Annotated in this window: 18 protein-coding genes; 5 read left to right on the top strand and 13 right to left on the bottom strand. The window is 72.9% G+C overall.

Annotated elements, in window-relative coordinates; all coding sequences use genetic code 11:
- Positions 1-352: 352 nt before the first annotated feature.
- Positions 353-1,360, bottom strand: coding sequence for a stage II sporulation protein M (locus J2X68_RS35300; protein WP_310436685.1), 1,008 nt, complete (start codon positions 1,358-1,360; stop codon positions 353-355).
- Positions 1,361-1,489: 129 nt separating this feature from the next.
- Between J2X68_RS35300 and J2X68_RS35295 the strand changes: the two genes are divergently transcribed.
- A complete protein-coding gene (locus J2X68_RS35295; protein ID WP_310436684.1) occupies positions 1,490-2,644 on the top strand; it encodes an RDD family protein in 1,155 nt (384 codons plus the stop codon).
- Positions 2,645-2,657: 13 nt separating this feature from the next.
- Here the strand turns inward: J2X68_RS35295 and J2X68_RS35290 are convergent, their stop codons facing one another.
- From J2X68_RS35290 to J2X68_RS35250, 9 genes are all read right to left on the bottom strand, one after another.
- A complete protein-coding gene (locus J2X68_RS35290; RefSeq protein WP_310436683.1) occupies positions 2,658-3,272 on the bottom strand; it encodes a hypothetical protein in 615 nt (204 codons plus the stop codon).
- A 194-nt stretch (positions 3,273-3,466) separates the two neighbouring features.
- Positions 3,467-4,924, bottom strand: a complete 1,458-nt coding sequence (gene ahcY, locus J2X68_RS35285; RefSeq protein ID WP_310436682.1) for an adenosylhomocysteinase — start codon at positions 4,922-4,924, stop codon at positions 3,467-3,469.
- Between the two features lie 356 nt (positions 4,925-5,280).
- Entirely contained in the window at positions 5,281-6,261 is a 981-nt protein-coding gene (locus tag J2X68_RS35280) for a cation diffusion facilitator family transporter (protein WP_310436681.1), read from the bottom strand.
- A 135-nt stretch (positions 6,262-6,396) separates the two neighbouring features.
- Positions 6,397-7,548, bottom strand: a complete 1,152-nt coding sequence (manA, locus tag J2X68_RS35275) for a mannose-6-phosphate isomerase, class I (RefSeq protein WP_310436680.1) — start codon at positions 7,546-7,548, stop codon at positions 6,397-6,399.
- Positions 7,549-7,790: 242 nt separating this feature from the next.
- Positions 7,791-8,924, bottom strand: a complete 1,134-nt coding sequence (locus tag J2X68_RS35270) for an SIS domain-containing protein (protein ID WP_310436679.1) — start codon at positions 8,922-8,924, stop codon at positions 7,791-7,793.
- A 174-nt stretch (positions 8,925-9,098) separates the two neighbouring features.
- The gene (locus tag J2X68_RS35265; protein WP_310436678.1) at positions 9,099-9,269 is read right to left on the bottom strand and encodes a Trm112 family protein; all 171 of its coding nucleotides are present in this window, start codon (positions 9,267-9,269) and stop codon (positions 9,099-9,101) included.
- A 489-nt stretch (positions 9,270-9,758) separates the two neighbouring features.
- A complete protein-coding gene (locus J2X68_RS35260; RefSeq protein ID WP_310436677.1) occupies positions 9,759-11,123 on the bottom strand; it encodes a phosphomannomutase/phosphoglucomutase in 1,365 nt (454 codons plus the stop codon).
- 131 nt (positions 11,124-11,254) lie between these two features.
- The gene (locus J2X68_RS35255) at positions 11,255-12,871 is read right to left on the bottom strand and encodes an L-lactate permease (RefSeq protein ID WP_310436676.1); all 1,617 of its coding nucleotides are present in this window, start codon (positions 12,869-12,871) and stop codon (positions 11,255-11,257) included.
- A gap of 253 nt (positions 12,872-13,124) precedes the next feature.
- Positions 13,125-13,544 carry a DUF3499 domain-containing protein gene (locus J2X68_RS35250; protein WP_020128555.1) on the bottom strand — a complete coding sequence of 140 codons (420 nt, stop codon included), beginning with the start codon at positions 13,542-13,544 and terminating at the stop codon, positions 13,125-13,127.
- A 295-nt stretch (positions 13,545-13,839) separates the two neighbouring features.
- Here J2X68_RS35250 and J2X68_RS35245 point away from each other — a divergent pair, with 295 nt between their 5' ends.
- Positions 13,840-14,289 (top strand): metallopeptidase family protein, encoded by a 450-nt coding sequence (locus tag J2X68_RS35245; RefSeq protein WP_310436689.1) that lies wholly within the window; start codon positions 13,840-13,842, stop codon positions 14,287-14,289.
- Between the two features lie 26 nt (positions 14,290-14,315).
- Here the strand turns inward: J2X68_RS35245 and J2X68_RS35240 are convergent, their stop codons facing one another.
- The 3 genes from J2X68_RS35240 to J2X68_RS35230 form a co-directional block, all read right to left on the bottom strand.
- Positions 14,316-15,839: a DUF5719 family protein gene (locus J2X68_RS35240; protein WP_310436675.1), complete on the bottom strand. Its 1,524-nt coding sequence runs from the start codon at positions 15,837-15,839 to the stop codon at positions 14,316-14,318.
- The gene (locus tag J2X68_RS35235) at positions 15,836-19,546 is read right to left on the bottom strand and encodes a glycosyltransferase (protein ID WP_310436674.1); all 3,711 of its coding nucleotides are present in this window, start codon (positions 19,544-19,546) and stop codon (positions 15,836-15,838) included. Before J2X68_RS35235 ends, J2X68_RS35240 begins: the two co-directional genes overlap by 4 nt.
- A 207-nt stretch (positions 19,547-19,753) precedes the next feature.
- Positions 19,754-20,023 carry a WhiB family transcriptional regulator gene (locus J2X68_RS35230; RefSeq protein ID WP_020128551.1) on the bottom strand — a complete coding sequence of 90 codons (270 nt, stop codon included), beginning with the start codon at positions 20,021-20,023 and terminating at the stop codon, positions 19,754-19,756.
- Between the two features lie 734 nt (positions 20,024-20,757).
- Between J2X68_RS35230 and J2X68_RS35225 the strand changes: the two genes are divergently transcribed.
- The 3 genes from J2X68_RS35225 (at position 20,758) to J2X68_RS35215 (ending at position 23,761) form a co-directional block, all read left to right on the top strand.
- Positions 20,758-21,303: a cysteine dioxygenase family protein gene (locus J2X68_RS35225; protein WP_310436673.1), complete on the top strand. Its 546-nt coding sequence runs from the start codon at positions 20,758-20,760 to the stop codon at positions 21,301-21,303.
- Between the two features lie 110 nt (positions 21,304-21,413).
- A complete protein-coding gene (gene cofD / locus J2X68_RS35220; protein WP_310436672.1) occupies positions 21,414-22,373 on the top strand; it encodes a 2-phospho-L-lactate transferase in 960 nt (319 codons plus the stop codon).
- Positions 22,370-23,761: a coenzyme F420-0:L-glutamate ligase gene (locus J2X68_RS35215; protein WP_310436671.1), complete on the top strand. Its 1,392-nt coding sequence runs from the start codon at positions 22,370-22,372 to the stop codon at positions 23,759-23,761. Before cofD ends, J2X68_RS35215 begins: the two co-directional genes overlap by 4 nt.
- Positions 23,762-23,923: the final 162 nt, after the last annotated feature.

Below are 23,923 nucleotides of genomic sequence, written 5' to 3'. Positions count from 1 at the left end.
CTTTCCTCCGGGCGCTTCCCTTCGGTCTTGCGTTTCCGACTCTATCAGATCTTTTCTCGACCCGATTTCCTCGGTGCTTTCCAGGTTCCCGCTTTTGTTTCGCGGTTTCCTTTCCGGCGGTTCCGACTTTATCAGAAGTTCTTGGCCGGTCTGAACCGGTCATTCGCTTTCCGACTTATCGGGGGTGCCTCAGTGGAATCTTGGATTCACGAGGCTGATAGATACTAACCGCTGCCGACCGGACTTGGTCCAGTTCCAGGCAACTGTTCTAATCTACCTCCCCACGCGCTCCGTGTCAACGGCTTTTGTGGGGCGAAGAGGAGACTAGCAGCCCGGCGGGGCCCTCCGCACATCAGGCGGCCGTCGGCACCTCGGCGCTGCGTTCGGCGGCCTCGACGTCGCCTGTCTCCCCGGCCCGGGCGGCTCTGCCGCCCACGACATAGACGTACGCGAGGAAGGCCAGTTCGGCTGCGACGCCGATGGTGATGCGGGCCCATGTCGGCAGGCCCGACGGGGTGACGAAGCCTTCGATGGCGCCGGAGACGAAGAGGACCAGTGCCAGGCCGATCGCCATGCCGACCGCGGCTCGGCCCTCTTCCGCCAGGGCGGTACGCCGCGTGCGGGGGCCCGGATCGATGACCGTCCAGCCCAGGCGGAGCCCGGTGCCGGCCGCGACGAAGACCGCGGTCAGCTCGAGCAGGCCGTGCGGGAGGACGAGGCCCAGGAAGGTGTCGAGCCGGCCCGCCGAGGACATGAGGCCGGCGCCGATGCCGAGGTTGAGCATGTTCTGGAAGAGGATCCAGAGGACCGGCAGACCCAGGAAGACGCCGAGCACCAGGCACATGGCGGCGGCCTGGGCGTTGTTCGTCCAGACCTGGGCGGCGAACGCCGCGGCCTGATGGCTCGAGTAGTACGTCTCGTACAGGCCGCCGGGGCGGGTGAGCTCACGCAGTTCGTCGGGGGCCGCTATGGAGGACCGGACTTCCGGGTGCGTGCCGATCCACCAGCCCAGAAGGACGGCGACCGCGGTGGAGAGCACCGCTGTCGGCACCCACCAGTGGCGTGACCTGTAGACCGCGGCGGGGAAGCCCTGCGTGAGGAAGCGGGTCACATCGCGCCACGAAGCCCTTCGCGTGCCCGTCACCGCGCTGCGCGCGCGTGCCACGAGTTGGGTCAGCCGACCGGTGAGCTGCGGGTCGGGGGCGCTGGACTGGATCAGGGACAGGTGGGTGGCGGCGCGCTGGTAGAGGGTGACGAGTTCGTCGGTCTCGGCCCCGGTGAGGCCGCGTCGGCGGCTCAGGAGGGCGTCGAGACGGTCCCATTCGGCTCGGTGGGCGGAGACGAAGACGTCCAGGTCCATCGGTGTGCCTGCTCCTCGGCGTTCGTCGGCGGCCGGTGATGGATGTCAGCTTGTCGTACTGCGGCGCGATGTGCCCTCAGCTTGGCAGACTGGCCGTTCCGGGGGCAGGACGGGGAAGGGACTACGGGCGTGAGTGAGCTGGTGACGGGTGAGGCCGTGGCGTTGGAGCTGCGGCCTGCCAGGCTGCCCAGTCGAGCGTTGGCCATCCTGCTGGACCTGACCGTGGCCTTCGTGGTCTACCTCGTCGTGACCGTTGTTCTGGTGGCGGCGACGGCTTCCCTGGACGAGGCGGCGCAGATCGCGCTGTCGATCGCCACGTTTCTGCTGGTACTGGTCGGCGGGCCGATCGCGGTGGAGACGCTCAGTCATGGGCGGTCGCTCGGGAAGATGGCGTGCGGGCTGCGGGTGGTGCGCGACGACGGTGGGCCGATCCGGTTCCGGCACGCCTTGGTGCGGGGTGCGCTCGGTGTGGTGGAGATTCTGCTGACGATCGGGGTGGTGGCCTGTATCGCCTCGCTCGTGTCGGCGCGGGGGCGGCGGCTCGGGGACGTCTTCGCCGGGACGCTGGTGGTGCGGGAGCGCGTGCCCGTGGCGAGGTCCGGTTTCGTCCCGCCGCCTCCGCCCTGGCTGGCGGGCCGGTTCCGGACGCTCGACCTTTCGTCGGTGCCGGACGGGTTGTGGCTGGCGGTCCGCCAGTACCTGGGGCGGATGAACCAGCTGGATCCGCAGGTCGGCTGGGCGATGGCGGAGCGGCTGGCCGGAGATGTCGCCGCGCGGACGGGGACGCCCGTGCCGCAAGGGGTGCCGGCGACCGCGTATCTGGCGGCGGTGATGCAGGAGCGGCAGGTCCGCGAGGCGCGGCGGGCCTTCGCGAACGGTCCGGTGGCGGGATGGCCCTCGGGTGGAGGCGGAGCCGCGGGTGTGGGCGGTGCGCCCGGGGCCTACGGGCAGCCGACCCCTTACGGCCCGCCGCCCCCTTACGGCCCACCGGCCCCCTACGGCGCGCCGTCGCCTTACGGTCCGCCGACGGGGCACGGGCAGCCCGTTCCCTACGGGCCCCCGGTGCCGCCCATGCCGTACGGGCCGGGCGCGGCGTACGCGCCGCCGGTGGCGTACCCGCCGCCGTACGGGCAGTCCGTGGCGTACGGGCCTGGTGCGGTGCAGCCGTCCGGTGGGGCCGCCGGGGTTCCGTCGGCGGGCGGGGGGCGGCCCTCGGGTCCGGTGGAGAATGCGGCCGGTGATGTGCCCGAGGGGCCTGCCACCGGGTTCGCGCCACCGGCGTAGCCCGGCGGGGGGTTCAGTCGAAGGTCGACGGGGGCGTTTCCAGGTCTTCCAGTTCGATGCCCGGGGCTGCCAGGACGACGTCACCGGCGATGTGGACCGTGTGCTGTTCGCCGGTGTCCAGGGCTGTGACCTGGTATTCGTCCACGGTCAGGGGGCCGCTGTCAGTGCCGTGTGTTTCTCTCTTCAGCAAGGCCCAGGACTGGTCCACGGTGCGCGGGGCGAGGACCGGATCGGTGAAGGCCACGAGGCGTACCCGGGTGGCCGGGGAGGAGGGGGTGAGGCGTAGGAGCCGGCTGGTGGCGATGAGGAACGCGGGGGATGTGCCGGTGAAGGCGTGGGCGGGGACATTGCCTTCCGTGGCCTCGGTGCCGGTGGGATCGGTGCGGACCCAGGTGACGCCGTCGAGGGCTGCGCCGCGCACCTGCCAGCTGCTCGCGTGGAGTTCGAGGCGGAGGGGACGGCCGAGGTCGTCGAGGGTGAGGTCGACGGAGCCGGTGTGGTCGCCGGCGGGAGTGGTCAGCTGGGAGACGTAGCGCCAGCCGGAGGGACCGGGGGCGCACTGGAAGTCCTCGTGCGCGAGAGGGGTGTGGTCGTGCGGATCGTGGAGCGCGTAGCGGCCGCGGGGCATCGGGGTCCTGGGGTGTGACGGGCCGGTCGGGTCCGTCTCGACGGATGGGCCGGGCAGGTGGACGGCCGGTCCGGCCGTGGGCCGAAGGGGCAGGCCCCCGGCACGGGGGTGCGGGGGCCTGCCTCGGAGAACCTGCCTGGTGCCGGTGAGCGCGTCCGTGCACGGACGCGCTCTCGGCGGGTGGAGCCGCGGGCTCAGTAGCGGTACTGGTCCGACTTGTAGGGGCCCTCGACCGGGACACCGATGTACGAGGCCTGCTCGGGGCGCAGGGTGGTCAGCTTGACGCCGAGCGCGTCCAGGTGGAGGCGGGCGACCTTCTCGTCGAGGTGCTTGGGCAGCACGTAGACGTCGGTCGGGTACTCGTCGGGCTTGGTGAACAGCTCGATCTGGGCCAGGGTCTGGTCCGCGAAGGAGTTGGACATGACGAACGACGGGTGACCGGTGGCGTTGCCCAGGTTGAGCAGGCGGCCCTCCGACAGCACGATGAGGACCTTGCCGTCGGGGAACGTCCAGGTGTGGACCTGCGGCTTGACCTCGTCCTTGACGATGCCCGGGATCTTCGCCAGGCCGGCCATGTCGATCTCGTTGTCGAAGTGACCGATGTTGCCGACGATGGCCTGGTGCTTCATCTTGGCCATGTCGGCGGCCATGATGATGTCCTTGTTGCCGGTCGTCGTGATGAAGATGTCGGCCGTCTCGACGACCTCGTCGAGCGTGGTGACCTGGTAGCCGTCCATCGCCGCCTGGAGCGCGCAGATCGGGTCGATCTCGGTGACGATCACGCGGGCGCCCTGGCCGCGCAGCGACTCGGCGCAGCCCTTGCCGACATCGCCGTAGCCGAAGACGACGGCGGTCTTGCCGCCGATGAGGACGTCGGTGGCGCGGTTGATGCCGTCGATCAGGGAGTGCCGGCAGCCGTACTTGTTGTCGAACTTCGACTTGGTGACCGCGTCGTTGACGTTGATCGCGGGGAACAGCAGGCTTCCGTCGCGGTGCATCTCGTAGAGGCGGTGGACGCCGGTCGTGGTCTCCTCGGTCACGCCGCGGATCTCCGAGGCGAGCTGGGTCCACTTCTGCGAGCCGTCGGTGATGGTGCGGTTGAGGAGTTCGAGGACGACACGGTGCTCGTCGTTCTCCGCGGTGTCGACCGGGGGAACCTTGCCGTCCTTCTCGTACTCCACGCCCTTGTGGACCAGGAGCGTGGCGTCACCGCCGTCGTCCAGGATCATGTTCGGGCCGCCGGTGGGGCTGTTCGGCCAGGTCAGCGCCTGCTCCGTGCACCACCAGTACTCCTCCAGCGTCTCGCCCTTCCAGGCGAAGACCGGGACGCCCTGGGGCGCGTCGGGGGTGCCGTTCGGGCCGACGGCGATCGCGGCGGCCGCGTGGTCCTGGGTGGAGAAGATGTTGCAGGACGCCCAGCGGACCTCGGCGCCGAGCGCGACGAGGGTCTCGATGAGGACGGCGGTCTGCACCGTCATGTGCAGGGAACCGGTGACACGCGCGCCGGCCAGGGGCTGTGCGTCGGCGTATTCCCGGCGGATTGCCATCAGGCCGGGCATCTCGTGCTCGGCCAGGGTGATCTCCTTGCGGCCGAACGCGGCCAGGGAGAGATCGGCGACCTTGAAGTCCTGTCGGGTGTCGACAGTCGTCATGGTGAGCTGCTCCTCGCGGTTGGGGTCGAGAGAGTGGGTACGGCTGGTCTGCGCGGCGGCGGACACAGGGGTGCCCGGAGAAGGGCATGGGCATGCCCGCGTGCGCGCAGCGCAGTCCGTCGGAGGCCCTCTCTCCCTCGGACGGTCCGCACCGGGACCGCCCGACCGCCATCAGCAGCGACGTCTGGCTCCGTTCCAAGCTACACCGGAGTGGCGGGACGGCCCCAGTCCATCTCCGATCGGATCGAGCCGATCACTAGCGGTGAGGGGGTCGGGTCCCGAGCGGCCGAGGGGGCCGAGGGGTGGAACGCGGCAGGGCCCGCCTGTGGGGGCGGGCCCTGCCGGGGTGGTGCGGGTCAGTGCTCGGTCGGGTGCTGGGCGGGGCCGCCCGGGGCCGCCTCGCGGTCGGAGCCCTTGGCGGCCTCGGCCTCGCTGTAGATGTCGGGCTCGAGGTAGATGACGCGGGCGATGGGGACGGCGGTGCGGATGCGGGCCTCGGCGGCGTTGATGGCGGTGGCGACCTGGGCGGCCGTGTCGTCGTGCTGGACGGCGATCTTGGCGGCGACCAGGAGTTCCTCGGGGCCGAGGTGGAGGGTGCGCATGTGGATGACGCGGGTGACGGTGTCGCCGTCGACGACCGCCGCCTCGATCTTGCGGATGTCCTCGCCGGTGGCGGCTTCGCCGAGCAGGAGGGACTTGGTCTCGGCGGCCAGCACGAGCGCGATCAGGATGAGCAGGACACCGATGCAGAGCGTGCCGATGCCGTCCCAGACGCCGTCGCCGGTGAGCAGTGCCAGGCCGACGCCGCCGAGCGCGAGGATCAGGCCGACGAGGGCGCCGAAGTCCTCCAGGAGGACGACGGGGAGCTCGGGGGCCTTGGCGCGGCGGATGAACTCCTTCCAGGAGTGCTCGCCCCGCAGGGGGTTGGACTCCTTGATGGCGGTGCGGAAGGAGAAGCTCTCGGCGATGATCGCGAAGACGAGGACTCCGACGGGCCAGTACCAGTGCTCGATCTCGTGCGGGTGCTTGATCTTCTCGTAGCCCTCGTAGATGGCGAACATGCCGCCGACGGAGAAGAGGACGATGGAGACGAGGAAGGCGTAGATGTAGCGCTCGCGGCCGTAGCCGAAGGGGTGTTGCGGTGTGGCCTCGCGCTGGGCCTTCTTGCCGCCGACGAGGAGCAGTGCCTGGTTGCCGGAGTCGGCGAGCGAGTGCACGCCTTCGGCGAGCATCGACGACGAGCCGCTGAACGCGAACGCCACGAACTTCGATGCCGCGATCGCGAGGTTGGCCCCGAGTGCCGCCACGATCGCCTTGGTGCCGCCTGACGCGCTCATGTTTTCGCGTTGTCCCTTCGCCTACGTGCGTACGCCGTGCTGGGCGGGGCCGTCGTCGGCTTTGCCCGTCCTTTGCCGGGGGGCCATTCTTGCAGCCCGGTTCGGCAGCGGTGCGTCAGGTCGTCACGACGGGGGTCAGACGACGACCGTGGCCCGGAAGACCGTACCCGCCCCGGCCACTTCGGCCTTGTGCCCCGCGGGGACGAAGACAGACGTGCCGGGCGTCAGCGGATGCTCGCCCGCCCGGACGGTGCCCGCGGTGCAGAGCAGGATCTGCGGGGTGGGGAGGGTGAGGTCGTGGGCGGGGGCGCCCGGCGACAGGACGTAGCGCGACAGGCGGAACTCGTCGATGGGGGTCTCGTAGACCTCTTCGCCGTCCGGGGCGGCCTCGGGGCGCAGGACGCCGGGGTCCGCGGGCTCGAAGCGGACGATGCGCAGGAGTTCGGGGACGTCGACGTGTTTGGGGGTGAGACCGCAGCGCAGGACGTTGTCGGAGTTGGCCATGATCTCGACGCCGAGGCCGTCGAGGTAGGCGTGCGGGATGCCGGCGCCGAGGAACAGGGCCTCGCCGGGCTGGAGTCGGACGTGGTTCAGCAGCATCGCGGCGATGACGCCGGGGTCGCCGGGGTAGTGGTGGGCGATGCCTGCGTAGGGGGCGTAGGCGCCGCCGAGGCGGTCGCAGGCGGCCGCCGCCCGGGCGACGGTGTGGGCCATCTCCTCGCGGTCGGCGGTGAGGAGGGCGGTGAGGACCTCGCGCAGGGCGGCTTCCTCGGGCTGTGCGTGCAGGAGGTCGACGTAGGGCTTGAGGGAGTCGATGCCGAGGCCGTCCAGGAGGTCGGCCGCGTGCGTGGGGGCGCGGAAGCCGCACAGGCCGTCGAACTCGGTGAGGGCGCAGATGAGTTCGGGCTTGTGGTTGGCGTCCTTGTAGTTGCGGTGGGGCGCGTCGACGGGGATGCCGCGGCGCTCCTCGTCCGCGTAGCCCGCTGCGGCCTGTGCCAGGTCGGGGTGGACCTGGAGGGAGAGGGGGGCGCCGGCGGCGAGGATCTTGAGGAGGAAGGGGAGGCGGGGGCCGAACTTGGCGACCGTCGCCGCGCCGAGTTCCTTTTGCGGGTCGGCGTCGATGATCTCGACGAGGGTGCCCCGGTCGGTGCGCGAGGGGGCGCCCGGGTGGGCGCCCATCCACATCTCGGCCTGCGGTTCGCCGGTCGGCTCGGCGCCGAGGAGGTGCGGGATCGCGGTGGGGGAACCCCAGGCATAGGGGCGGATGGTGTTGTCGAGGCGGTCCATGCGGTTCTCTCTGCCTGCCCGTCTGCCGGTCTGTCGGACTTCTGCCGTCCGTCGGTCTTCTGTCGTCTGTCACGCGGGGGCGGCCGTCAGCCGCGCGAGGTCGGCCGTCTGCTGCTCGTCGTCGGCCGTCAGCCTCTGTCGCCCGTCGTCGGCCGTCCGGGTCTGCCGTGCGTCGTCCGCCGTCCGGGTCTGCCAGACGTCGTCCGCCGTCCGGTGTTCCTTCGGTGACGGTAGGGGCCGGGTCAGGATCCTGAGGCGAGGGCCAGGTAGACGGCGGCGAAATCCGTGGTGGCGATCAGTTCGGCGAGGGTGACGAGTTCGTCGCCCGGTTCGGGTTCGAGTTCGCTGATCGGCGTGTCGTGGCTGAGGGCCAGTTCGCGGGCGGCCGGGGCGGCGGTGAGGCCGCCGATCGGGCGGTCGCGCAGCAGCACCACGCGCGCGTGCAGCGCGGGCGCCTCCTCGACGCGGTCGCGGAAGAAGTCGTCCGGGTCCGCGCTGGCGGCGAGGGGGCCGGCGAGGAGTGCGCTGTGCGCGGCGAGGGCCTCGGGGAGTTCGGCCATCAGGGAGGGACGGCCCGCGAGTTCGGCGAGGGCGGCGGCGAAGCGTCGGCCCGCGGGGCCGGCCGAGGTGCCCTCGGTCCAGATCACCGGGAGGGCGTCGGCGAGCTCGGCGGCCAGGGTCTTCGCCGGGTTGCTGTAGGTCGCGACGGCGGGGCCGCAGCGTTCGGCGACCTGGTCGAGCCGGTCGGCGACCCGTTCGAGCTCCTCGGGCGGGGCGGAGAGCAGGGCGACGCGGTCGAGGAGCGCGAGGAGGGGGGTGAGGAGGGCCCAGAGGACGCCGGGGGCGGAGGCCGCGGCCGGGGGCTGCTCGTCCTGTTCGTACGGTGCGGTCGCGAGCGGTACGAAGAGTCCGTGGACGGCGCCGGCCGCTTCGGTGAGCGGGGAACCGGCGGGGGCGACGGCGGCGACCGTGCAGCCGCGGCGGTAGGCCTGTTCGGCGAGGAGGGCGAGGCCGGGCTCGCTGCCGTCGGGGGTGGCGATGAGGAGGAGGTCCACGGAGCCCGCCCAGCCGGGGAGTTCCCAGCGCAGGGCGCCCGCGGCGGTGGCGACGCCGGTGGGGGTCAGGCGGATGACGGGGCAGGCGGCGCCGGCGAGCGTGCCGAGGAGGTCGGCGACGCAGGTGGCGGCGGCGCCAGGGCCCGCGATGAGGATCGCGCGGGGGCGGCCGTCCGGCCGGAGGTCGTGGACGCCGGCCTCGGCCGCGTGCCGGGCGGCGGTGCGGACGCGGGCGCCGGCTTCGGCCGCGCCGCGCAGGAGGGCCCGGTGATCGGCCTCGGCCAGGGCCTCCGGCGTGTCGAGCAGCGAGTCGTCGAGCATGTCGGCAGTCTCCGATCGCCTGGGGCGTCGTCGGTGTGCGGGGCCGGGGGTACGGGCGGGGCGTCGCCCGGGGAGGCGTGGTGCCTGGCGCCGTGCGCGGCCGGGCGCCGGGGTGCTCGGGCCGGGGACGGCTGCGGGCCGGGGCGGCGCGGGGCGCGGTCGCGCGGCGCGGTGTTACGCGGGGTGGCGGGCCTCGTCGACGAGGAGGACGGGGATGCCGTCGCGGACGGGGTAGGCCAGGCCGCAGTCCTGTCCCGTGCAGATCAGCTCCGCGTCCTGCTCCTCGAGCGGGGAGTGGCAGGCGGGGCAGGCGAGGATCTCCAGGAGGCCGGCTTCGAGCGGCATGGGGTGTCCCTTCGGGGTGTGCGGATGTGCCTGGTCAGGGTACCGCTGGTGGGGTTGGGGCGTGGGGGTTGGGCGGGACGTGGTGGGGTGGGAGACGGCGCACGGGGGACGGGGCCGGTGGTCGGCGTGTCGGGGTGGGCGTCGAGGGGGCGGCCCCGCCGCCTCGCCGGTTCGCGCCACGGGGGGTGTCGCCGGTCTCCCCCGGGGGCTCGGCCCCCGGCCGCCTGCCGGTTCCGCCCTCTCGGCCGCCTCGTGGTTTCGTCCCTCGGTATCCGGAGGCCTCCGACCGCGAGCCCCCGGCCGGTCTCCCCCGCGGCTCGTCCCGTGACGCGCTTCCCGTGCCGTTCCACCTGCGACGCGCTGCCCGTGGCACGCTTCCTGTGCCGTTCGACCCGTGACGCGCCTCCAGTGCCCCGCGTCCCTTGCCGGTCCCTTGCCGCGCCTCTCTTGCCGCCGTGCGCCTCTCCCCCTGACGACCTCCACGGGCCGTCAGGCTCGGATGATGGCCAGGGCTTCGTCGCGGATCCGGGCCATCGTCGCCTCGTCGCGCGCCTCCGCGTTGAGGCGGAGGAGGGGTTCCGTGTTGGAGGGGCGGACGTTGAACCACCAGTCGGTGGAGGTGACGGTCAGGCCGTCGAGGTCGTCCAGGGTGATGCCCTCGCGGTCGCCGTAGGCAGCCTTGATCGCGGCGAGGCGGTCGGCCTGGTCGGCGACCGTGGAGTTGATCTCGCCGGAGCCGGTGTAGCGGTCGTACTCCGCGACCAGGGAGGAGAGCGGGCCGTCCTGGCCTCCGAGGGCCGCGAGGACGTGCAGGGCGGCCAGCATGCCCGTGTCGGCGTTCCAGAAGTCCTTGAAGTAGTAGTGCGCGGAGTGCTCGCCGCCGAAGATCGCGCCGGAACGGGCCATCTCCGCCTTGATGAAGGAGTGGCCGACGCGGGTGCGGACGGTCGTGCCGCCGTGCTCCTTCACCACCTCGGGGACCGACCAGGAGGTGATCAGGTTGTGGATGATCGTGCCGTGGCCGCCGTTGCGGGCGAGTTCGCGGGCGGCCACCAGGGCGGTGATGGCGGACGGGGGGACCGGCTCGCCCCGCTCGTCGACGACGAAGCAGCGGTCGGCGTCGCCGTCGAAGGCGAGGCCGAGGTCGGCGGACTCCTCGCGGACGCGCTTCTGGAGGTCCACGAGGTTCGCCGGGTCCAGCGGGTTGGCCTCGTGGTTGGGGAAGGTGCCGTCCAGCTCGAAGTACAGGGGGACGAGCTCCAGGGGCAGGCCGTCGAAGACCGTGGGAACGGTGTGGCCTCCCATGCCGTTGCCCGCGTCGACCACGACCTTCAGGGGGCGGATGGAGGTCAGGTCGACGAGTGCGAGGAGGTGCGCCGCGTAGTTTTTCAACGTGTCGGCCGTGGTGATGGTTCCCGGGACCGGGGCCGGGGCGGGGGCGCCCGAGTCCATCCACTGTTCAACCAGCTCGCGGATCTCGGCGAGGCCCGTGTCCTGGCCGACCGGGGCGGCGCCCGCGCGGCACAGCTTGATGCCGTTGTAGCGGGCCGGGTTGTGCGAGGCCGTGAACATGGCGCCGGGCAGGTCGAGCGCGCCCGAGGCGTAGTACAGCTGGTCCGTCGAACAGAGGCCGATCTCGGTGACGTCCACGCCGAGGGCCGCCGCCCCGCGCGCGAAGGCGCCGGTCAGGGCGGGCGAGGAGGGACGCATGTCGTGGCCGACGACGATCGCCTCGGCGTCGGTCACCCGGGCGAAGGCCGCGCCGAGCAGCTCGGCGGTCGATTCGTCCCACTGGTCCGGGACCACCCCGCGTACGTCGTACGCCTTCACGATCTGTGACAGATCAGCAGCCACGGCCAGCCTTCCTGGAGTCTGTAGGTCACCACAAACTACCCGGGCCGGTTCGCGGCCCGCGGTGGGGCCGTCGAGTGGACCCACAGACGTAACCGTGCCGCCATGCTCGGCCGTCGTGCGAGGTGGGGACGTTACGGCAGCATCCAGCCCAGCACGGGTGAGCTCTGGCCGACCACGATCAGGCACATCACCAGGAGCAGTCCGAGGCTCCACGGGAGGACCTTGCGCAGCAGGTCGCCCTCCCGGCCGGCGAGGCCGACGGCGGCGCAGGCGATGGTGAGGTTCTGCGGCGAGATCATCTTGCCGAGGACGCCGCCGGAGCTGTTGGCGGCGGCCAGCAGCTCGGGGGACAGACCGGACTCGCGGGCCGCGGTGACCTGGAGGGCGCCGAAGAGCGCGTTGGCGGAGGTGTCCGAGCCGGAGACGGCGACGCCGAACCAGCCCAGCACCGGCGAGAGGAAGGCGAGGCCCGCGCCGGCCGCCGCGACGAAGTGGCCGATCGTGGCGGCCTGTCCGGAGAGGTTCATGACGTAGGCGAGGGCCAGGACGGAGGTCACGGTGAGGATCGCGTACCTCAACTCGTGCACGGTCGCGGCCCATTCCCTGATCGCCACGCGCGCGTGGACGCCGAGGACGGCCGCGGTGCCGATGCCGGCCAGCAGGACGAGGGTGCCGCCCGTCGCGACGACCGGCCAGGTGAAGAGGTTGCCGCCGACCGGGTCGCCGTCCGGACCGACGACGTCGAGGAAGGGCCAGTCGAAGGTCCGGGTGGTCTGCGCGAGCCGGTCCTTGACCGCCGGGATCTGGGCCACGGAGAAGATCGCGACGATGAGCGCGTACGGGCTGTAGGCGCGGACGATCTCGGCCCGCGGGTCCGGTTCGTCCAGCTCCTCGCTGCGGGTGCCGGTGAGCACCGACGCGCGGACCGCTTCGGGGGCGGGCACGCGCGTGTGCGGCACGGCGGCCAGGGCGGCGGCTCCCGCCAAGGCGGCTCCGATGTCGGCGAGTTGCGCGGAGGCGTAGTTGGCGGCGGCGAACTGGGCGACGGCGAAGGCGGTTCCGCAGGCCAGTGCGGGGACCCAGGTCTCGCGCAGGCCGCGTCGGCCGTCCACCAGGCCGACCAGGACGAGCGGCACGACGAGGGCGAGCAGCGGTGTCTGACGGCCCACCACCGAGGCCACGGTGTCCAGCGGCAGGCCGGTGACCTGGGCGAGCGTCACGACGGGGGTGCCCATGGCGCCGAAGGCGACGGGGGCGGTGTTGGCGACGAGGGCGACCACCGCCGCGCGGACGGGGTCGAAGCCCAGGGCGACGAGCATGACCGAGCAGATCGCCACCGGGGCGCCGAACCCGGCGAGCGCCTCCAGGAGGGCGCCGAAGCAGAAGGCGACGACGAGGGCCTGGATGCGCGGGTCGTCGGAGAGCCGCCCGAAGGAGCGGCGCAGGACGTCGAAGTGCCGGGTGCGGACGGTCATCCGGTACACCCACAGGGCGTTGACGACGATCCACAGGATGGGGAAGAGGCCGAAGGCGGCTCCCTGGGCGGCGCCGGAGAGCGTCTGTCCCACGGGCATGCCGTATGCGAGGCAGGCGACGAGGGCGGCGGCCAGCAGTCCTGTGAGGCCCGCCAGATGGGCCTTGAGGCGGACGCCGCCGAGCAGGACGAGGACGATCACCAGGGGCAGGGCCGCGACGAGGGCGGACAGACCGAGCGAGTCGGCGACGGGTCGCAGTTCCTGGACGTACACGGGTGTCCCCCGATCCCGGTCACGGTTCCGGTCGCCTTCCGCGGTGCCGCGCTCCCGTTCACGTCGGCGCTCGCGTCGGCGGTCGCGCTTCCGGCGGTCGTGCCGGTCGGGCTTCCGGCCGCGCTTCGGGCCTTGATTCCGTCCTGCGGAAGGCGATTTCTCGTTCTTCGACCGAAACGAAATGGTCGTGTCCGCGACAAGGGCGCGTCAACGGGTGCGCGTCGGTCCGTGCGGACGTGAGGGGGAAACCGGCTCAGTTGTCCGGTGAGCGCAGCACCCGCAGGTGGCCGCGGCGCGCGACCTCCATCGGATCGATCGCCCGCCCGCCGCCGGCCCCGGCCGCGCGTCCCTGCGGACGGGCCGCCTCACGGACGGCGTTGGCAAGCGCTTCCAGGTCGTCACCGCTGGGGCGTGCGGGAGCCGAACCGTCGAGGAGCCGGACGACCTCCCAGCCGCGCGGGGCGGTGAGGCGCTCGGAGTGCTCGGCGCACAGGTCGTAACAGTGGGGTTCGGCGTAGGTCGCGAGCGGGCCGAGGACCGCGGTCGAGTCGGCGTAGACGTACGTCAGCGTCGCGACGGCGGGTCGGCCGCAGGCAGTGCGCGAACAGCGACGTACAGGGCTCACGACGTTGGACGGTACCGCACTCTTGAGCGGGCCGCGACGACTCTCCACCAGGTCACTCCACCGTGTCGGGTTGTGAAACGCCCCACGCGCCTCTCCAGTCATACCCCGCTGACCTGCGCGAACACCAGTCCTTAAACGCAGGAAGACCTCGGCCGACGGTCACCACTCGACACAAACGGCATCAATTGCGATGAGTTCGCCGGTCTCGGAGAGATACGGAATCGAGCCCAACGTTGGCTGGAATGGTCATCCCGCGACAGGCGCGGCACAGTGGCCGATGGTGGCCGGGTCGCCGTGTGGGGGCCGGGCGCGGGGTGACGGCGGGGACTACGCTTCAGTAGTGATGGAGACCCCCGTACCGCCCCCCGCCGCAGGCCCCGGACCCCGTCGTCGCGACCGCCACGGCCGGGGCATGCGGGGGCCGATCGCGCCGCCCCAGGTCCCGTTGGCCGCCAGTCGCGCCGATGTGTTCGCGGATCTCGTGCAGGACTCCGTGGAACGGCTGGAGCGGCGGTGGCCGCAGCTCGCCGACATCGACTTCATGGTGCTGGAGGTGCCGCGTCTGGACGCCGCGCCGGAGCCGTGGAACGACGAGGCGGTCCCGTTGGGCGGGACGATTCCCTCGCGCGAGGGACGGCCGGCGCGGGTCGTCGTCTACCGGCGTCCGGTCGAGATCCGCACCAAGGGGCGCGACGAGCGGGCCGCACTGGTGCACGAGGTGGTGGTCGAGCAGGTCGCGGAGCTGCTGGGGCTGACCCCGGAGACGGTCGACCCGCGCTACGGCGAGGACTGAGCCCCGCCGCCGACAGCCCTTCCGGGCTACTTCTGCAGCACCGCGACGTCCTCGTCGGCCTCCGGGACGGCCACCGTGCCCCGGTCGTCCGGCAGGGTCTGGACGGTGAAGCCCGCGACGCCGTCCTGGGTGGCCGTCAGGGTGCGGGAGGCGTAGACCGGGGTGTCCGTGAGGGGTTCCACGGTCAGCGCGTAGGTGCCCTTCAGGCCGGTGGGCACGGGCAGTTCGACGTTCTGGGTGGTGCCGCCCTTGACCGTGTACGTCTTGGACGCGGCCGTGCCGCCACCGCTGCCCGCGGACGCGGTGACCTTGACCTTGGCGGTGCCCTTGGGGGCGGTCAGGGAGAGGGTGGAACCCTTGGCGCTGTTGTCGGCGGCGGACGCGCGCGTGCCGACCGGGGCGGTGGCGGTGATGAACGCCGACTCCTGCTGGGCGCCCTTGCCGCGCAGGACCCGTACCGCCGCGACGACCGGGACCGACTGGCCCGTCGGGGTCAGGACCAGTGAGCCCGCCTCCCCGCGCGTGACGTCGCCCAGGTCGACCGAGGCCGTCATGCCCGCCTTGACGTGCAGCGTCTCGTGCCCGGCGGGGGTGATCAGGCCCGAGGGCGAGGCCAGTTGGACCTTCAGGTCGGCGTCCGCGTCACCCGGCGCGTAGGCGATGAGGCGGACGGCCGTGGCGTCCTCGGGGATGCCCGGGACGACCTGGGTGCCCGCCGGGTCGGTGGAGGCGGCCAGCCAGTCCCCGCCGAGCTTCTCGTCCAGGGCCTGCACGGCGGCCCCCACGCGGCCGCTGCGGACGTTGACGTGGACGGTGAGGTCCTCCTGCTTCTCGCCGGTGAGCGTGGACAGCAGGATCGGCTCGCTGGAGTGCGCCGGGACGGTGATGCCCTCCCCCACGGTGGTCGAGAGGGCGCCGTCCTTGCCGTAGAGCTCGATGTCGGCGACGGCGGCGGAGTCGTCCGGGTTGGTGAGGTGGACGTAGTCCGTGCGGTCGGCGGCCGTGCTGACGCCCGGGAACCAGAACTCCGTGTCCGGCGCGGTGCAGGTGACGCCCTGGAGGCCGCGGCCGCTGCCGGCGGCGACCTCCGTGGTCTGCTGGACGGTCCAGCCGGGCGCGAACTTGCCCTCGGCGGTGCCCACCAGCGCGGGCGCCTCTCCGCCGGTGCTCTCCCCGACGGCCGGGGTGCCGGGCGCCTTGGGCGTGACGACGGGCTTGGCCGCCTTCTTCTTGCCGTTCGCCTTGTCCGTCGCCTTGTCGGTGGCCTTGTCCGTCGTGGCGGCCGCCGACTCCTCGGTGGCCGCGACGAGTTCGGCCGTGCCGTCGCCGTCGGTGCCCTTGGTGACGGGCGTGAAGGACGTGTACGACGTGTCGGCGAGGTCGGAGGTGCTGGGCGCCGGGCAGAGCAGGCTCGTGCGCTCCACGGGCAGTTCGGCGGCCGCCCGGGCGGTGTCGGGGGCGGCCGGGTCCGGCTCGCTGAGGGTGGCGAACCCGGTGACCGCGGCGAGCGCGGCCGTGCCGGCGATCAGGGACAGGGTGGTGCGGTTCACTGCTGGCTCCCGTCGGGGCGCTCGTTGCCGGTGCCGTGGGGGTGCCGGTCCGGGTCGTAGGCGGGGTCGTAGCCGCCCTGGTCGTAGGCCGACGGGTCGTAGCCCTGCTGCGGGTAGGCCGGGTCGTACGGCGTCTGCTGGGCCTGGCCGTCGTAGGCGTACGGGTCGTACTGGCCGGCCTGGTAGGGGTCGTAGGCCTGCTGGTCGTAGCCGCCCGACGGGTACTGCTGGGCGCCCTGGTACTGCTCGCCCGGGTAACCGCCGTACTCGGCGCCCGCGTAGTCCGCCCGGTCCCCGCCCCAGTTCCCGCCCTGTCCGTCCGGGGGGACTCCCATGTCGTACGCCTGCTGCTGGGGGACCACGACCGGGGTCTCCTCCTGCGGCGCGGCCGGGAACTCCTCGTGGCGGCCCGGCTCTTCGGACTCGGCCTCGGCCTGCGCGCGCAGGCGGCGGGCGCGGCGGCCCTCACCGTCGACCGCCTGGGCCGGGACCGGCTCCTCCTCGGGAAGGTCGTCGTCGACGTCACGGCGGCGGCCGGGAAGCGCGAGGACCACGAGGACGAGGGCGAGGAAGCCCTGCGCCCACAGCCAGACGGTGTGGGTGAAGGGGTCGTCGTAGGTGACGTCCAGCTTCCCGCCCTCGGCGGGGAGCTCGAAGCCCTGGGCCCAGCCGTCGATCGTGGTGGGGGTGAGGGGCTTGCCGTCGAGGGTCGCCGTCCATCCGTCGGCGGCGGTGTCGGCCAGGCGCAGGACGCGGCTGCCGGAGCCGTCGGGGAGGGTGGTGTGGATGTCGACGGGGCCCGCGGCCACCGGAGTCACCGCGCCCTTGCCGGAGTCGGCGACCACGGCCGCGCGGGAGACCTCCTGGTCGACCCGCCACAGGGCGCTGCCGTCCTGCTGGCTGAGCCGCTTCAGGCCGGGGGTGGCGTCCAGGACGCGGGTGACCTCGCGGGGCGCGCCCTTGTGGACGAGGACGTATCCCACGGCGAAGTTGCCGAGCTGGTCGGCCTGGTCGGCGCCGGAGCCGGCGACGAGGTTGGCGACGACCTTGTCGAGCTGCTTGTTCTCGCCGTCGGCCGCGGCGAGTTCGGCGTCGCCGAGGCGGGCGCCGGAGCCGCGGACCAGCATGTAGGCGACGTGGGCCGCGGAGTCGCTGTCGAGGACGAGGGTGCGGGCCTGGTCGCGGTTGCCGGCCTCCTCGGCGACGAACGCGGGCACCTGTACGGGGTCGCGGCGCTCCAGCGGGCCGTCGGCACCGCCGATCATCCAGCCCGCGGCGACGAGCAGCGGGCCCGCGGCCGAGGCGAAGGCGATGAGGGCGGCCACCGGCTGGCGCCAGCCGAAGCTCTGCTCGGCGACACGCGTGCGTGCCCCGTCGGCGCCGATGACGGCGGCGGCGAGGAGGGCGATGCCGTAGACGAGGGTGGCGGGTCCGGCCCAGGTGGAGCTGTTGGACAGGACCGCGAAGACGAGGCCCACCAGGGCGACCGCCCAGGCCGCCCACACGCCGAAGTGGCGCTCGGAGCGCAGCAGCGCGGCGAGCGCGGCCAGCACGATGCCGATGAGCATCAGGCCGTCGACGGTGCCGGGGCCGCCGGGGCTGGCGCCGAGCAGGTCGAGCGCGGTGGCGGTCGACGCGCCGTAGTCGAGGCCGGCCTGGGTGAAGAAGCCGAACGGCAGCAGGGACAGCGACCAGGGCGCGAGGATCAGCAGGGGGGTGCCCAGCTGGGCCAGGAAGCGCGGGCCGTAGGCCGTGAGCTCGCGTCGGCGCACGGCCAGGACGGCGATGCCGAGGACGAGCGCGACGGGCCAGACGATCGGCGTGAACGCGGTGGCGATCGTCAGCAGCAGCGCGTACGCCCAGGTGGCGCGCCAGCTGCCGCGGGCGCCGGACGCGTGGGTCAGGCCGCTCGCGGCGACGCCCGCGCGGGCGATGAGCGGCAGCAGGACCGCCAGGACCGCGGTGCCGACCCGGCCGCCGGCGAGGGCGCCGGTGGCGGCGGGCAGGAACGCGTAGACGACGGCCGCCCAGGCGCGCAGGAGGCGGGACTCGACGAGCGGGCGGGAGGCGAAGTAGGCGGTGAGGCCGGCCAGCGGCACCGAGCAGACGAGGAGCAGGGTGAGGGCGAGTCCGGTCGAGCCGAACAGCAGGGTGGCCAGCGTCGCGATGATCGCGAGGTAGGGCGGGGCGGACGGGGTGCCGCCCGCGCCGATCGGATGCCAGGCGTCGAGGTAGCGCGACCACAGCTCGGAGGCGTCGGCCGGGGCGGGCAGCAGGGCGCCGCCCGCGAGCGCGCCGCCGCCGAGGAGGTTGCGGCAGGCGACCAGGGAGACCAGCAGCAGGACCAGGAAGAGGACCGGGCCGGGCTTGCGCGCGATGCGCTTGAGGCGGGCGAACTGCTCGATCTCCAGGAAGTCGGCGTCGTCGCCGCCGGGTCCGGACTCGACGGCGCCGCCGTGCCGGCCCGCGCCGGAGGTGGCCTCGGGGTCGGAGGAGCCGAAGAAGTCGCCGGCGACCTGCTCGACGGTGGCCCGTACGGTCGCGCCGGGTGGCGGGAACAGGGGGCGCAGCTCATCCTTGTCGACCGCCGGCTTCCCGCGCCTGCGCCGCCCGGCGATGATCCGCTCGGGCCGCAGCAGGGTGCCCAGCAGACCGCGGATCTCGTCGAGGGCCTGTCCGGGGACCTTGCCGACGAGGTAGGCGACGGTCCGCAGCAGGGTGCCGAGGACCAGGCGCACCAGGATCCAGGGCAGCAGGGCGGTGCGGCTGTTGACCAGCAGGGTGTAGACGGCGCCGGCCTTGTCGACCTTGTGCGGGGAGGCGCTGGTGCGGCCCGCGCAGTCGACGGTGCGGCGCTCGCGGGAGGCGGCCTCGGCATGCCGTACGACGGCCTCGGGGGCGATGAGGACCCGGTGGCCCGCGGCCTGCGCGCGCCAGCACAGGTCGACGTCGTCGCGCATCAGGGGCAGCCGGCGGTCGAAGCCGCCGAGCTGCTCGAAGACGTCGCGGCGGATCAGCATGCCGGCGGTGGACACGGACAGCACGGACCGGACGTGGTCGTGCTGGCCCTGGTCCTGCTCGCGGCGGTCCAGGCCGGTCCAGCGGCGGCCGGAGTGGGCGATGGTGACGCCGACCTCGAGGAGCTGGCGGCGGTCGTACCAGCCGCGGAGCTTGGGGCCGACGACGGCCACGTCGTCCCGGCCCAGTTCGAGCTCGTTGTCGACCACGCGCAGCAGCTCGGCCAGTGCGTCCGGCTCCGGGGCGCAGTCGTCGTGCAGCAGCCACAGCCACTGGACGGGCTCTCCGTGCGGAAGCTCCGGCAGGTCGTAGGTGTCGTCGCGCCACGTGCGCGTGACGGGGTCCCAGCCGCTGGGGCGCTTCAGGTACGGCAGTTCCTCGGGGGTGAGGACCGGGGCCGTCCGGTTGGCCTCCTCGACGGCCTGGCCGAACCCGGTGCGCCGGGCGAGGTGCAGGACGCGGTCGTCGCCGAGGGCTTCGGTGACCAGGCGTGCCGAGTCGTCCGAGCTGCCGGTGTCGGCGGCCATGACGGACTGGACGGGGCGCTCCTGGCCGAGCAGCCCGGCGAGCGCGTCGGGCAGCCAGCGGGCGCCGTCGTGGGCGACGATCACCGCGGTCACTACATGACGCGGGAACTCAGGTGTGGCAGCGCGGTCTTGATGGGCTGCCGTGTGGCTGTGCACGGACATCGAGGTACGGGCCCCGGTTCGGTGGACTGCGGTGGACGCCTGCGCCGTGTGGGGCGGCGGGGTGTCTCGGACGAGCGCCCACACTATCGGCTGGGCAGGACGACGGCCCGCCGCCTGTGGACAACCCACGTGCGACGGGCCGTTCGGACCCTTTTCTCTGCGTACCGCGACGCCATGACGCCCTTGTGCTGTCGAACCGGGCGGTCCTCAGACCGCCGCCTTCTTCAGCCGGCGGCGCTCCCGCTCGGACAGTCCGCCCCAGATGCCGAAGCGCTCGTCGTTGGCGAGGGCGTACTCAAGGCATTCGGAGCGGACCTCACAGGCGAGGCAGACCTTCTTCGCCTCGCGGGTGGAGCCGCCCTTCTCGGGGAAAAAGGACTCGGGATCGGTCTGGGCGCACAGCGCGCGCTCCTGCCAGCCGAGTTCCTCGTCCGCGTCGTCGACGTCGACCAGCAGTTGCTGCACCAGCTCGGTCATGTGCGCCCCTCGCTCTGTCTTTCGCGTCCCCGTGACCTGGCCGTTACCGATTTCGGCTGAACGACACGAGTGAAATTACAAGTGTGCTGCTCCGGGCGAGTCAAGCCGAGATCTGCTATTGGGCCCCTTATTCACTCTGCGGAACCAAGGCCATGCGGTAAGTGTTCAAATCGCCATAAACCTTGACAAGCAGATGAAGCCCCGGAGGGCCACCGGCCCCGCACAGCGCTTGTACGGGGAAGGACGCCCACAGATGCGATCCCGTTGCGGCATGCGCGCGGAAGCGAACCTGATCACAGTCGGATCACGGCATCGCCACGCGGCTTGCGCGCCCGGCTTGTGCGCCATGTGTCCCGAAGAACGTGTGCACAAACCTTTCACCTCTCAGATGGACCGGATGAGGTGAACCGTGTCCCACATACCGGGCGTCGAGTTGACAGTGAAGGTGTGAACCGCTGTCCTTGTGGGCATGCTCGCGAACTTGGCACTCACCTCGACCGGCTCCGCCGGGTCCCACGGTGCTGCCCGCGCTCGCTGTAGCTGTTGTCGTCGTTCCAGCTGTTGAGCCCAACGCGCTCCGGCTGCTCCTCCTGAGTCCACCGCGACTCGGCTGCTGTTTCCCATCGGCCCACACCAGGGCGCTCCTGTTCCACCCGTGATCCGGGCGGACGGTACGCGACACCCAGCAGGCCCCCCACTCTTCCGCCTCTTCCGCCGAGGAACCACCGCACCCCATGAACAGCGACAGCGACCTCCAGATCGCGGGCGACATCCTCGAAGTCCCGCACCTCCTCCAGGCACCGCGCGAGCACCCGGCCACCGTCGCCGAGTTCGTCGGCCTGGCCCGTTCGATCGCCGCGGACCGCGCCCCGTGGGCACACCTGGTCCGGTACGACGCGACGACCCGCTGGTACCACCGGCTGCGGACCGGGCCCGGCTACGAGGTGTGGCTGCTGTCCTGGGTGCCCGGCCAGGGCAGCGGGCTGCACGACCACGGCGGCTCCTCCGGGGTGCTCACCGTGCTGGACGGCGAGCTGACCGAGCGCACGGAACGCGGCACGCGGGTGCTGGGGGCGGGCGTGCAGCGGGTGTTCGCGCCGGGCTACGCGCACGAGGTCGTCAACGACGCGCTGGAGCCCGCGGTGAGCCTGCACGTCTACTTCCCGGGACTGACGGACATGCCCATGCACCCCCGGGCCCGGCTCGGCTCGGCCGGGCGGACCCCCGTGGCCTGCGCGGCCCTCGACGCGTACGAAGAGGTCGACGCCGTCCGCTCGTGAGCGGGGCGCCGTCCGCCGTCGGCACGGACGGGTGGACCGGATATCCACAGGCGGGTGCTTGTCCACAACCGGCCGACGGGCCGGCGTCGCCGCCTGCGAGACTTGCCCTCATGCGCATTGTGGTTCTGGCAGGCGGCATCGGCGGTGCCCGGTTCCTGCGCGGTCTGAAGCAGGCCGTGCCGGACGCGGACATCACGGTCATCGGCAACACCGGCGACGACATCCACCTCTTCGGGCTGAAGGTCTGCCCCGACCTCGACACGGTGATGTACACGCTCGGCGGCGGCATCAACGAGGAGCAGGGCTGGGGGCGGGCCGACGAGACCTTCCATCTGAAGGAGGAGCTCGCCGCGTACGGCGCCGGGCCCGGGTGGTTCGGGCTGGGCGACCGGGACTTCGCCACGCACATCGTGCGGACGCAGATGATCGGCGCCGGGTATCCGCTCAGCGCGGTGACCGAGGCGCTCTGCGACCGGTGGCAGCCGGGCGTGCGGCTCATCCCGATGACCGACGACCGGGTGGAGACCCATGTCGCGGTCGAGGTGGACGGCGAGCGCAAGGCCGTGCACTTCCAGGAGTACTGGGTGCGGCTGCGGGCGTCGGTGCCCGCGGAGGCGGTCGTGCCGGTCGGCGCGGAACAGGCCAAGCCGGCGCCGGGGGTGCTGGAGGCCATCGCGGCGGCGGACGTCATCCTCTTCCCGCCGTCCAACCCGGTCGTCTCGGTCGGCACGATCCTCGCCGTGCCGGGCATCCGCGAGGCGATCGCCGAGGCCGGGGTGCCGGTCGTGGGCCTGTCCCCCATCGTCGGGGACGCGCCCGTGCGCGGCATGGCCGACAAGGTGCTCGCGGCGGTCGGCGTGGAGTCGACGGCCGCGGCGGTGGCCGAGCACTACGGCTCGGGTCTGCTCGACGGATGGCTCGTCGACACCGTGGACGCGGGCGCCGTGGAGCGCGTGGAGGCGGCGGGCATCCGCTGCCGGGCCGTCCCGCTGATGATGAGCGACCTCGACGCGACCGCGCGGATGGCCCGGGAGGCGCTGGCGCTGGCCGAGGAGGTGCGCGGGGCATGAGCGGGTCCTTCGAGACCGGGTACCGGGTCTGGGCCGTCAGCGGACTGCCCGAGGTGCGCCCCGGGGACGACCTCGCGAAGCTGATCGCGACCGCCGAGCCCGGCCTGGCCGACGGTGACGTCCTGCTCGTCACCTCGAAGATCGTGTCCAAGGCGGAGGGTCGGGTCGTCCGGGCGGACGACCGGGAGGCCGCGATCGACGCCGAGACCGTACGGGTCGTGGCCCGGCGCGGGGCGCTGCGGATCGTCGAGAACCGGCAGGGGCTGATCATGGCCGCCGCCGGTGTCGACGCCTCCAACACCCCACCGGGGACCGTGCTGTTGCTGCCCGAGGATCCGGACGCCTCGGCGCGCGCGATCCGGGCCGGGCTGCGGGACGCGCTCGGTGTGGACGTCGGGGTCGTCGTCACCGACACCTTCGGACGGCCCTGGCGCGCCGGGCTCACCGACGTGGCGATCGGCGCCGCCGGGGTGCGGGTGCTGGACGACCTGCGCGGCGGCACGGACGCGTACGGCAATCCGCTGAACGCGACGGTCGTCGCCACGGCGGACGAGCTGGCCGGCGCCGGGGACCTCGTGAAGGGGAAGGCCGCCGGGCTGCCGGTGGCCGTGGTGCGGGGGCTGGGGCACGTCGTCGTGGCGGAGGACACCGACGGCACGGAGAACACCGGCGGTGCGGCGAACGCGGACGGTGCGGCGAGCGGCCACGCGGAGAACGCCGGGGGCGGGCTCACCGGGGCACGGGCCCTGGTGCGCGGCGCGCGGGACGACATGTTCCGGCTCGGGACGTCCGAGGCGGTGCGGCTGGCGGTCACCCAGCGGCGGACGGTGCGCTCCTTCACCGACGAGCCGGTCGATCCCGGGGCGGTGCGGCGGGCGGTGGCTGCGGCCGTCACCGCGCCGGCGCCCCATCACACGACGCCGTGGCGGTTCGTGCTCCTCGAGTCGGCGGGGTCGAGGCGTCGGCTGCTGGACGCCATGCGGGACGCGTGGATCGCGGATCTGCGGCGGGACGGGAAGTCCGAGGAGTCCATCGCCAAGCGGGTGCGACGGGGCGACGTCCTGCGCGACGCGCCCTGTCTGGTCGTGCCGTGCATGGTGACGGACGGGTCGCACACCTACGGCGACGCGCGGCGGGACGCTGCCGAGCGGGAGATGTTCGTGGTCGCGACCGGGGCCGGCGTCCAGAACTTCCTGGTGGCGCTGGCCGGGGAGCGGCTGGGGTCCGCGTGGGTGTCGTCGACGATGTTCTGCCGGGACGTGGTGCGGGAGGTGCTGGAGCTGCCGGAGAGCTGGGACCCGATGGGGGCGGTGGCGGTCGGGCACGCGGCGGCGGAGCCCCGGGCCCGTGGCGAGCGGGATGTGGCGGACTTCGTCGAGGTGCGGTGAGCGACACGGCCCGGCGGTGCGGGACGAGCGGTGAGCCGCGCCGGGAGATGGCTTCCGGCGGGAGTGGCCTGTGTCCCGGCGGAGAGCGACCGGCCGCGCCGGGACATGATCCCCGGCGGGCGGTGACCGGCCGCGCCGGGACATGATCCCCGGCGGGGAGCG

Source organism: Streptomyces sp. 3330 (genome assembly GCF_031456635.1).
Lineage (GTDB): Bacteria > Actinomycetota > Actinomycetes > Streptomycetales > Streptomycetaceae > Streptomyces.
The sequence above is the reverse complement of the archived record's forward strand: the minus strand, read 5'-3'. Positions and strand labels throughout refer to the sequence as shown.